At 59.3% G+C, this 10420-nt stretch carries 9 protein-coding genes and 2 pseudogenes; 3 read left to right on the top strand and 8 right to left on the bottom strand.

What is annotated here, in order from left to right:
- Nucleotides 1–24 precede the first annotated feature (24 nt).
- Nucleotides 25–483, bottom strand: a complete 459-nt coding sequence (locus BZK31_RS26440; RefSeq protein ID WP_083186179.1) for a DcrB-related protein — start codon at nucleotides 481–483, stop codon at nucleotides 25–27.
- 434 nt (nucleotides 484–917) lie between these two features.
- Between BZK31_RS26440 and BZK31_RS26445 the strand changes: the two genes are divergently transcribed.
- From BZK31_RS26445 to BZK31_RS26455, 3 genes and pseudogenes are all read left to right on the top strand, one after another.
- Entirely contained in the window at nucleotides 918–1868 is a 951-nt protein-coding gene (locus BZK31_RS26445; protein ID WP_083186180.1) for a LysR family transcriptional regulator, read from the top strand.
- A 214-nt stretch (nucleotides 1869–2082) separates the two neighbouring features.
- Nucleotides 2083–3162, top strand: a pseudogene (locus tag BZK31_RS26450) (NAD(P)-binding domain-containing protein); the annotation flags it as partial.
- Between the two features lie 33 nt (nucleotides 3163–3195).
- Nucleotides 3196–4051, top strand: a pseudogene (locus tag BZK31_RS26455) (Rieske 2Fe-2S domain-containing protein).
- Here BZK31_RS26455 and dhaL read toward each other — a convergent pair.
- The 7 genes from dhaL to BZK31_RS26490 all read right to left on the bottom strand — a co-directional run.
- On the bottom strand, nucleotides 4048–4704 hold the full coding sequence (gene dhaL / locus BZK31_RS26460) for a dihydroxyacetone kinase subunit DhaL (RefSeq protein ID WP_083186181.1): 657 nt from the start codon (nucleotides 4702–4704) through the stop codon (nucleotides 4048–4050). The pseudogene BZK31_RS26455 and the gene dhaL sit on opposite strands and share 4 nt — an antisense overlap.
- 3 nt (nucleotides 4705–4707) lie before the next feature.
- Nucleotides 4708–5709, bottom strand: coding sequence for a dihydroxyacetone kinase subunit DhaK (locus BZK31_RS26465; RefSeq protein WP_083186182.1), 1002 nt, complete (start codon nucleotides 5707–5709; stop codon nucleotides 4708–4710).
- A 40-nt stretch (nucleotides 5710–5749) separates the two neighbouring features.
- Nucleotides 5750–6865 (bottom strand): MDR/zinc-dependent alcohol dehydrogenase-like family protein, encoded by a 1116-nt coding sequence (locus tag BZK31_RS26470; RefSeq protein ID WP_083186183.1) that lies wholly within the window; start codon nucleotides 6863–6865, stop codon nucleotides 5750–5752.
- 27 nt (nucleotides 6866–6892) lie between these two features.
- Complete coding sequence (locus tag BZK31_RS26475) at nucleotides 6893–7648, bottom strand: SDR family oxidoreductase (protein WP_083186184.1); 756 nt, start codon at nucleotides 7646–7648, stop codon at nucleotides 6893–6895.
- Nucleotides 7649–7698: 50 nt separating this feature from the next.
- Nucleotides 7699–8709: a substrate-binding domain-containing protein gene (locus BZK31_RS26480; protein WP_083186185.1), complete on the bottom strand. Its 1011-nt coding sequence runs from the start codon at nucleotides 8707–8709 to the stop codon at nucleotides 7699–7701.
- 52 nt (nucleotides 8710–8761) lie between these two features.
- The gene (locus BZK31_RS26485) at nucleotides 8762–9739 is read right to left on the bottom strand and encodes an ABC transporter permease (RefSeq protein ID WP_083186186.1); all 978 of its coding nucleotides are present in this window, start codon (nucleotides 9737–9739) and stop codon (nucleotides 8762–8764) included.
- Nucleotides 9736–10420, bottom strand: a 685-nt coding sequence (locus BZK31_RS26490; RefSeq protein ID WP_157900804.1) for an ATP-binding cassette domain-containing protein, incomplete at its 5' end; no start/stop codon positions are given. The genes BZK31_RS26490 and BZK31_RS26485, both read right to left, overlap by 4 nt.

Raw genomic sequence — 10420 nt, forward strand, 5'->3', positions numbered from 1 at the left:
AACGGGCTGCCTCGAACATCGTTGTTACTCCTTTACGCTGTTCAAGGTTGTTTCGGATTTGGATGTAAAGCTTGCTATTAAATCGGTCCAGTCGCGGTTTCGCTGATCGGTGAAGTCCGCTTGACTGGTGTAGGAAAAGACCAGAACCTGCCCGCCACCGATCATAAACGCTGCCTGACGCTGATGGATAGTGTGCGTTTCGTTGAGGTAGTACGCTTCGATTTCTATACCGGGTTCAAGGCTGGCGTTTGAAGTGGAAATCGCTTTGCGGGCAAGGACGGTATAGCTGCGCAGTCTGGACGTCAGGAGTTTCAGTTGTCTTTGTACGTAAGTATTTAGGTCTTCACCTTGGAGATGAATATCTCGAGACAGCGTGATGCTGAGTGGTGCCGGAATATCCTGCCCAAGGACAAACATGTTTACGGTACGGTCACTAAAGCCTTTGGGCAAAGTGATGCATTCTTCCTGCAACTGATAGTCCATTAAATCTTCGTCCTTAAAGCAAATACGGTTAGTGAGTCGTAGGGGCTGGCTCAACTGCATGATGCTACGCAAATTTTCTGCTTCATCAGAAGCATAAATCCTGGACCGTATCGAGAATCTTCATCGCAATCGGTAACGCCAGAAGGCCGTTTCCGTGAGTCCTGTAGGCATGGGGTTACAGACATTTTCTACAGCGTTTAACCGTCGTGATGTGTGGTGCTAGGGCATCCTTATTTTTCGGCGTTGAGCGTAGACCTCTTGTTTTTTGAAAAGTGCGGAGAGCGCCGTTAGTCAGATGGCGATTGTCTTCTGTGCAGCATTAAAAGGCGTTGGTCATGACCCGTTTTACTAACAGCGTGTAGACTTTCGCGACTCGAACGGCGAGGCCGCGGATCGCGCGCTCCAGCCATCATCTGTATCGATCAAGGGTGTTTATGGATTTGCGTCAGCTTGAAGCCTTTGCGGCGGTGATGTCGGCCGGCAGTGTCACGGCCGCTGGCAAGATGCTCGGCCGCTCACAGCCATCGGTCACCCGGGTGATTCAGGAGCTTGAGCAGGAACTGGGGTTTGCGCTGTTCGAGCGCAGCGGGCCGAAGGTCACGCCGACACACAAGGCGTTCATGATGTATGGCGAGGTGGAGAGTGCGCTGCTGGGTATTCGCAACATTCGCCAGCGTGCCCGGCACATTGCCGAGGAAGAAAATCATCAGATCAAACTGGTGGCGATTTCCGCCCTGGCCGCCGGGCTGCTACCGGCCGCGCTGGCCAGGCTGCCGGAGCACTTGAAGCCACGGCAAATCCAGTTGCAGAGCATGTCGCCGGAAAATGTGGTTCAGGCGGTGCTGTCCAAGACCACGGACCTGGGGGCGGTAAGCCTGCCGCTGGAGCATCGCGGGCTGGAGATTCACTGGATTGGCGAGGCACCTTGCGTCGCTGTCCTGCCAGATGAGTCTGACCTGGCGACCTATGAGGTGCTACCAATGGATGTACTGGCGCGTCAGACGCTGATCACCATGGCCAATCCCTATAGGTTTCGTCGACGCATCGACAAGGCGTTTCAGGACGCGGGCGGCGAGCCGCCGCACATGCTCGACACCAACACGTCACTGATCGCCATGCAGATGGCCAGGGCCGGGCTAGGCATTGCATTGGTCGACCCGTTCACGGCCATGGGTGTGCCGATTCAGGGTGTAGTGGTGCGGCCGATCGCCTGCAACATCCCGTTCTTCTTCGGTCTGATTTCGGCGTTCGCCAGCCCGCATTCCGATGTCGCCCTTGCACTGATCGATGAAATCGCCGTGGCTGCGAAGGCGCTGTTGCCTGAAATGGTCATGCATGAAGCCAGTGCTCACGACGCCCTGTTGCAGAGTATTTACGTCGAATGAGACCGATCAGCGAGCCCTCAAGGCCACATCAACCTGAAATTTAGGAATATCAATATGCTTTTTTGCGCGTTGCAGGAATAAAGGGCGCCTTTTAGTATTTTTTTTTTTGCATTCATAGCCTTTAAGAATTCATTTATTTCGTTATTGGAATGGATTTTGAAAGGTTGAATGAAGGCTCGGGTTGTCCGCCCGATCATTTACCGAGTACCGATCAATGCCCCATGTAGATGTCCCCGCAGGTCTCGAAGCACTGGAAGCACGCTTGTGTCAGGACCTGGCCTGGCTGGACCTGCCTGCCAACCCGTGGGTCAAGCCACGCGAGAGTGAGGGCAGAGCTGTGCTGGACGTCGCGATTATCGGCGGTGGCATGGCGGGGCTTGCGCTGGCGGCCGAACTGCGCCATCTGGGTGTGGCAGCCGTGATATTCGATCAGTCGCGCGCAGGCTACGAAGGCCCCTGGGCGACCACTGCGCGCATGGAAACCTTGCGCTCGCCCAAACAGCTCACCGGCCCGGCGCTCGGTCTTCCCGCGCTCACATTCCGTGCCTGGTACGAAGCGCAGTTCGGCGCTGAAGGCTGGGCGACACTGGACAAGATTCCGCGTCTGCAGTGGGCTGACTACCTGCGCTGGTACCGCAAAGTGCTGAATCTGGATGTGCGCAACGAGCACCGTGTCAGTAGGGTTGAGCCCAGGCCGGACGGTCTGGTAACGCTGGATGTCGAAACACCCTCTCAGACACTTTTCTTTGTCGCGCGCCATGTGGTTCTGGCGACTGGCCGTGACGGGCTTGGCGGCCCGTGGATACCCGAATTCGCAAAGTCGCTCCCCAGGCATTTATGGGCTCACTCCGCTGACGGCCTGCAGGGCAACTGGTTCGAAGGCAAACGCGTCGCCGTGATCGGTGGCGGCGCCTCGGCCATGGACAGCGCCGCGACTGCGCTGGAAGCAGGCGCGACGGGTGTGGATCTGCTTATTCGTCGCGCTGTGCTGCCGCGCGTCAACAAGGGCAAGGGCGCAGGCAATCCGGGTATGGTCCATGGATACTGGCGCCTGCCGGATGAGTGGAAGTGGCGCATTCGTCATTACCTCAACACCCAGCAGGTCCCGCCGCCACGCGGCAGCACACTGCGGGTTTCCGCGTCCGGCAAAGCAAGATTTTTGCTGGGCTGTTCACTGTTGGCGGTTGAGCAAAACCCTGCGGGTGGCGTTTGGCTGCACACGCCTTCGGCGCGTATCGCCGCCGATTTCGTGGTATTCGCCACCGGTTTTCGTACCGATTTTCAGCAGCGCCCCGGAACCTGAACCTCGTTTGTCACGGACGATTGCCTGGAATGTCCTTATCATGGCTGGCGATACGATGCACAGGGTCAGGTCGTTCACATTCCCAGCGTCGATGCGGACAAGACCGCTCGGCAATCGTCGGGCTACCGATACCAGCAGCGGCACTTTGCAGTCATTGAGCAGGACGGTCTGGTCTGGGTCTACACAGGCAGGGGCGACGCCCATGCCCGACCGATTTTCAGGCTACCAGCTTACGGTGAGCGTCCGTGGCAGTCCTATTTCACGCTCAATACTTTCGACGCTGACGTTGGCAGCCTGGTACAGAATTTTCTGTACGTGCCCCATACCGTGTTTGTCCACGAGGGAATTTTCAGATCAAGCAGTGGCAGAACGATGGAGGCGACGCTGGCCTGTAAGGCGCACAGCATCGAGGTCTCGTACCACGACGAAGCCGATAAGATCGGCATTGTGCAATGGCTGACCAATCCAGATGCCGAGCCGCTGATTCATACCGATAGATTCCTCGCTCCCAATGTCACGTTTTGCGACTACTTGGGGGGGGGCGCGCTCGGGGTTTCTGATCGTCAGCCAGATTACCCCGATTACTGACCGTCAGTCCCGGGTCTACACCTACATCGCTTATCGTTTTCCAGTGCCGCGCTGGGTATTGCGAATGCTGCGTCCGTTCATTCATTTATACACTCACATTGTCATTCAGCAGGACGTGAAGATCATTCGCGCCCACCGAGAAGGCCTGGACAATGTGGCAAATTTCAAACCTCATAACGTCCCGCCCGATGCCATCCATGTCGGTGTCGAGCAATTGCTCGCGGCAGTAAAACGCGGCGAAGCCTTGCCGCAGACTCAGCGCCGCGAGCGTCGAATCCGCTTCGAACTCTAGGCGCGGGCCTGAACCAGCCTGGGCTGCACCGAATCCGCAAGCCGGGTCAGGATCAGGCAGCACGACACCGCACCTGCATCCAGCACGCCGATCGAGCGTTCGCCCAGGCGACTGGCGCGTCCGATTTTTGCCATCAGGTCTCTGGTCGAGTCGCGTCCCTGTGAGGCGGCGCGCTTCATGGCGTCCAGCGCGTCGTTGAACGAAGCGCCCGAGGCGTGTGCCTGCTCAAAAGCCTCGACAGCGGGAATCAAGGTGTCCATCAGACACTTGTCGCCGACGCCTGCTTCGGTGATGTCTTGTAAGGAGGTCAGGCCGCCACGCAGCAGGTGAGCGAATGTCGCTGCGTCTATCTGTTCGCTGCCGCGTACCTCGTCGGCCATGCCGATGAACAGGCTGCCATACAGCGGGCCCATGGAGCCGCCAATGCCCTCCATCAGACTTAGCGTCAGTTCGTCGAGCGCTTCGGCGAGGGTCAGTTGTCGTCCCTCGATGCTGCGGCCGCAATGGGCGAAGCCCTTGGCCATGTTGATGCCGTGGTCGCCGTCACCGATGGCACCGTCGACTTCACTGAGGTACTCGCGGTTGGCCACGATGACAGTGACCAGGTCGCTGACTATGGCGCTGCCGTCACGGCTGGAAAAATGCTGACTCATGGTTTACTCCGCCTGGGTCATGCCGATGGAGCGGCACGGATGGTCGATCAGGGTTTTAAGCTCGGCGTCCAGGCCCAGCAAGGTCAGGGTCACGCCCATCATTTCCAGCGACGTGAAGTAGTTGCCGACGTAGCAGCGATGGATGGTCAAACCGCGCGCGTTAAGGAGACGCTCGACTTCGGCGTAAAAAATGTACAACTCCATGACCGGCGTTGCGCCAAGTCCCGACACCAGCACCACGACCCCGTCATCCTGGCTGAAATCACGGTCCGCGAGAATCGGCGCCAGCATGCGTTGCGCCATGGCGGCGGCGGATTCGATCGGGACGACCTCGATGCCTGGTTCACCATGATGGCCAATACCCAGTTCCATCTTGCCGTCCGGGATCTGGAAGTTGGGTTTGCCGACCGCCGCGATGGTGCAGGGTGTCAGGCCGATGCCGATGGAGCGGCACTGATCGACAGCCTTCTGGGCAACACGGATTACGCCGTTCAGGTCGTACCCCAGCGCAGCAGCCGCGCCGCCGGTCTTCCACATGAATATTTCCCCGGCCACGCCGCGACGCTTGGCGATGTCGGCCTTGGGTGCCGAGGCCACGTCATCATTGGCGACCACGGTTCTAATCTGCAGGTCCTTGCTGGCGGCCATTTTCATCGCCAGCTTGACGTTCATGTTGTCGCCCGCGTAGTTGCCGTACAGGCAGGCCACGCCTGCGCCGTGGTCGGCCGCGCGAAAGGCGTCGAAAAAACTCTTGGCGGTCGGTGACGAAAAAATTTCGCCCACCGCCACTGCATCCACCAGACCCGGGCCGACGTAGCCCAGAAACGCCGGCTCGTGCCCTGAACCACCACCGGTGACAATGCCCACCTGGCCTTGGGGTGAAGGCCTGGTTTTGCTGATGACTCTGGGGTTGCTGTCGCCTTGCGACAGTTCCGGGTGCGCAACCAGAATGCCGCGCAGCATGTCCTCGACTACTTGGTCCGGATCGTTGATGACTCGATTCATAACGCGGTTTCCTGTGTTCTTTTTATATGGAGAGAGCGTGTTACGGTTCCAGCACCACTTTCAGCGACTTGTCGCCGCGTTCCATCACAGCGAAGGCTTCCTTGAAATCGGCGAGGGGAAACTTGTGGGTGACCACGTCACGCATATCAATCTTGCGGTTGCCGATGAAATCAATGGCGCGTGGATACATGTAGGGCCCGAGGTGCGAGCCCAGCACATCCAGTTCCTTGCGGTCGCCGATGATTGACCAATCTACCGTGGCCTCGTCGTTGAACACACTGAATTCAACGAAGCGGCCCAGCTTACGCAGCATCGCCAGGCCCTGGTTGACCGCCTTGTGATGCCCGGTGGCCTCTATATAGATATCGCAGCCGTAGCCGTCGGTGATGTCGCGAATCTTTGCCAGCACATCGACCTCGGCCGGGTTCCAGACTTCATCCGCCCCGATGCGCAGGGCGAGGGCGGCGCGTTCGGGTTTCATGTCGAGGACAATGAGCCTTTTCGGGTTGCGCATGCGCACTGCGCCGATGATGCCCAGCCCGAGCGTACCGGCACCGGCCACCACGACCACGTCATCGAAGTCGACGTTGGCGCGTTCTGCTGCGTGCAGCGAGCAGGCCAGCGGTTCGATCAGAATGGCTTCGTCGGGCGCAATCGAGTCCGGTACTTTGTGAATGATGCCTTCCTTGGTGAAGATCATGTATTGGGCCATCGCGCCCTGGACGTTGTTCTGGAAACCGTACAAGTCGTGCTTCTGACACATCCAGTACTGCCCGTGGTTGCAGAAGCGGCAGCCCCAGCACGGCACGATCTGCTCAGAAATCACCCGGTCGCCGATCTTGACGCCGCGTTTTTCCGCGCCCGGGCCGAGGGCTACGACGCGACAGACAAACTCATGACCGGGAATCATTGGCGGTTTCACATAGCGTGGCTGCTCTGCATCGCCCCAGAACGAAGGCGCGCCGCGATAGGTCTTGATATCGCCCATGCAGATCCCGCACAGCTCGACCTTGGTCAGAATCTCGTCCGGACCGGGTGTCGGGACATCGACGGTTTCAAGGCGATAGTCTTCCGGGCCATGGCAGACCACGGCCTGCATGGTGGCGGGAATCACCGGGGAAAGCTGCTCGGCGGTGCGTTCGGTATCCGTGGACATGGCAATAACCTCGCGGTAAAGAGTGAATTACTGAATGCTGTATCCGCCATCGATCACCACGTTCTCTCCGGTGATCATGCTGGCGGCGTCGCTGAGCAGGTACAGCGCCAGCCCGGCGACCTCTTCCGGCCGGGCGAAGCGGCCTGCCGGAATCTGTGTTTTAGCCTTCTCTCCCAGCTCCCCGGCCCAGGCTTTCTTGCCGAGCGCGGTTTCGACGATGGTCGGGGAGATCGCGTTGACATTGATGTACGGTGCCCATTCCATGGCCAACACTTTGGTCATGCCGACCACTGCCGCCTTGCTAGCGCAATAGGCGACGTGGCGGTCCAGAGCGATGACGGCGGCCTGCGAAGCCAGGTTGACGATGCGCCCGCTGCCTTGCGCCAGCATGTGTCGGGCACAGGCCTGAGCGACGAAGAAGCTGGCTTTCAGGTTGATGTCCAGCGTGACGTCCCAGGCGTCTTCGTCGACATCGACGGCCTTGTCCAGCACGGCGACACCTGCGCTATTGACCAGGTAGTCCAGACGCTTGAAGTGCGCGAACACCTCATCGACAGCGCTTTGCAACTGATCCAGCTGACGCAGATCGACGGCGATGCCCAAGTGTCCGTCACCCAAAGAGGCGGCAACGTCCGCCACCGCCGGATCACGGTCGAGCAAGGCGACTCGTGCGCCGCGTTCTGCCAGCAGGCTGGCGCAGGCCAGACCGATTCCGGCCGCCCCGCCGGTAATCACGACGCATTTGCCGGTCAGGTCGAAGGCCTGATTCCAGAATCCAGACATGAACATGACTCCTGTAGGTGTAAGGTAGGAACGATCGTCAATGCGCGGATTTACTTGCCGCCGCTTACCTGCTGATACAGCGCATCGGCATTGGCGTTGGTCACCGGTACCCACGGCAGGATGTAGTTCTTGTCGGTGCCATCACCCCATTTCACGTCTTTGGCGTAACGCTCCCAGATCACCGATTGCGGCTTGTAATCCTTGCCGGCGAGCGCGCGCAGGGCGACGTCCAGTGCGCCCTGTGATTGGGCCTGGGCGTCCTGCAAAAAGGTGGTGACTTCGTTTTTCTTTGCGGCCTGAATCGCATCCGGCATGCCGTCGATTGAGGTGACCGGTACGTCGGCGGGGGTCAGGCCGCGGGATTTCACCGCCTGTAATGCACCGAGAGCCATGTCGTCGTTCTGCGCAATAATCCCGGAAATGCCGCCGTTGGGGTGCGCGTTGAGCCAGTCTTCGGTCAGGGTCAGAGCTTCGGCGCGCGACCAGTTGGCGGTCTTCATTTCGATGATCTTGATGTCAGGGTGTTTTTTCAGGACCTCCATCTCGCCTTTTTCGCGGTCAATCTGGGCGGACTGGCCGATCGGGCCCTGGATGATCACCACGTTGCCTTTGCCATTGAGCTTGTCGACCATGGCCTGAGCCTGAAGGCGTCCGCCTTCGACATCATCGTTGCCGATATAGGGCACTTTGGTGCCGGCCACGCGAGTGTTGGACGCGATGACCGGAATGTCGTTTTCCATGGCCCGAGCCACGGTGCCGACACCCGCCTTGGTGTCGATGGGCACGAAAATGATCGCATCGTAGTGCTGGGTGATCATGGTTTCGATCTGGTTGTTCTGCGTCAGCGCGTCATAGTTGCCGTCGAACACGGTGATCTGCACGGTGCCGTTCTTGACCGCCGGGTGCTGCTTGAGCTCGCGCACCCAGTTCTGCATGAACTGGCCCTTGAGTCCGTAGACGGCTGCGCCGATCTTGTAGGTCTTGCCGTCAGCCGCCAGGGAAATGCTGCTGGCAAGCAGGGTGAGCGCCGCGACAGCGGCCAGGGATGTGCCGAATTTCATGATGAGAACTCCGTTATTGTTGTAGTCAGTCGTTCATTCAGAGGAAAAGCGCTTAGCGTTTTTTCTTGCGCCACACGTCGATCAGTACCGCGAACACGATGATCAGGCCCTTGGCGACCTGTTGGTAATAGGATGAGACTCCGAGCAGATTCAGGCCGTTGTTGATCACACCGATCAACAAGGCACCGAATAGCGTGCCCACGATGCTGCCGGTGCCGCCCGACAGGCTGGTTCCGCCGATGACCACGGCGGCAATGGCGTCCAGCTCGTAGGACATGCCGGCCTGGGGCAGTGCGGAGGTGGTCCGGGCGGACAGCACGACGCCGGCGAGGCCGGCAAGCAGGCCGGACACCACGTACACCGAGAACATCACCTTGCGCACGCCGATGCCCGAGGTGCGAGCGCTTTTCTCGTTGCCGCCCACGGCGTATACGTAGCGGCCGTAGGTGGTGTAACGCAGCACCATCCAGAAAATCAGCGCCACCACGGCGAAAATGATGATCGGCACGCCAATCGGCCCGATCTTGCCGACACCCAGCGCCAGATAGGCGTCCGGCAGGTCGGTAACCGGGCTGCCGTCATTGAGAATGAAGGTCATGCCCCGGGCGATGCTAAGCATGCCCAGTGTTGCGACAAAGGGCGGAATCGACAGGTTGGCAACCATGAAACCGTTGACCACGCCCAGCATCGCTCCGGCGAACATCCCGGCGCTGACCGCAGCCAGCAGGCCGTAGCCCTGCGTTGCGACCAAGGCGCTGCACAGGCCGGCGAAGGCAAGGATAGAACCGACCGACAGGTCGATGCCCTTGGTCAGGATCACGTAGGTCATGCCGACCGCGAGAATGCCATTGATGGAGGTCTGGCGCAGGATGTCCATCCAGTTGCGCCAGGTCATGAAATACTCGCTGGAAAATGCCATCACGATACACAGCAGAATGAACACCAGCGGCAATCCGAAACGGTCCAGCGAAAGACGCAGGCGGCTGCGTGGTGCGGCAGTGGCGGGTGCGGTTATGGTTTTTGCATTCATGAGGCAAGACTCAACAAGGCTTCCTGGGAAAGGTCGGCGTCGTTGCTGATGGTCACCAGCTTTCCGGCCTTGAATACGGCAATCCGGTCACTGAGGCGCAGCAACTCCGGTGCTTCGGACGAAACGACAATGGCTGCGCCGCCTCCGCGAACGAATTGATCCAGCAGGTGATAGATTTCCTGCTTGGCACCTTCGTCGATGCCTCGGGTCGGCTCATCGCAGAGCAGGCAGATCGGTTGGGTCGACAGGCATTTGGCGAGCACCACCTTCTGCTGGTTGCCGCCACTCATGGACGCCACCGGCAAATCCAGTGAGGTGGTCTTGATCTGCAGGCGTTTGACCATGTCTTCCGCCAGCCGGGTTTCCTTGCGAGCGTTGATCAGCGACCAGCTCGACAGCTGCTTGTAAGCCGACAGGGCGATGTTGGAGAGGATGCTGCCACTCAAAACGAGACCGCTGTCCTTGCGGTCTTCAGTCACCAGCGACACGCCGGCGCGAATGGTCGCCTTGGGCAGCCCGACCGGCATTGGTTTGCCCTGCAGGGTGACGCTGCCGGCATCGGGTGTTGTCAGCCCATAAATGCAGTTGAGAAATTCGCTGCGCCCCGACCCCATCAACCCGTAGATACCGAGAATCTCGCCCTGACGCAGTTGCAGGCTGATGTCGTGAAACTCGCCTTCA

The organism is Pseudomonas floridensis, assembly GCF_002087235.1.
GTDB classification, from domain to species: Bacteria; Pseudomonadota; Gammaproteobacteria; order Pseudomonadales; family Pseudomonadaceae; genus Aquipseudomonas; species Aquipseudomonas floridensis.

Bases quoted from the DNA above. Each gene is read 5' to 3' on its own strand.
- BZK31_RS26440 (WP_083186179.1), bottom strand. From the start codon at position 483: ATGGACTATCAGTTGCAGGAAGAATGCATCACTTTGCCCAAAGGCTTT.
- BZK31_RS26445 (WP_083186180.1), top strand. From the start codon at position 918: ATGGATTTGCGTCAGCTTGAAGCCTTTGCGGCGGTGATGTCGGCCGGC.
- dhaL (WP_083186181.1), bottom strand. From the start codon at position 4,704: ATGAGTCAGCATTTTTCCAGCCGTGACGGCAGCGCCATAGTCAGCGAC.
- BZK31_RS26465 (WP_083186182.1), bottom strand. From the start codon at position 5,709: ATGAATCGAGTCATCAACGATCCGGACCAAGTAGTCGAGGACATGCTG.
- BZK31_RS26470 (WP_083186183.1), bottom strand. From the start codon at position 6,865: ATGTCCACGGATACCGAACGCACCGCCGAGCAGCTTTCCCCGGTGATT.
- BZK31_RS26475 (WP_083186184.1), bottom strand. From the start codon at position 7,648: ATGTCTGGATTCTGGAATCAGGCCTTCGACCTGACCGGCAAATGCGTC.
- BZK31_RS26480 (WP_083186185.1), bottom strand. From the start codon at position 8,709: ATGAAATTCGGCACATCCCTGGCCGCTGTCGCGGCGCTCACCCTGCTT.
- BZK31_RS26485 (WP_083186186.1), bottom strand. From the start codon at position 9,739: ATGAATGCAAAAACCATAACCGCACCCGCCACTGCCGCACCACGCAGC.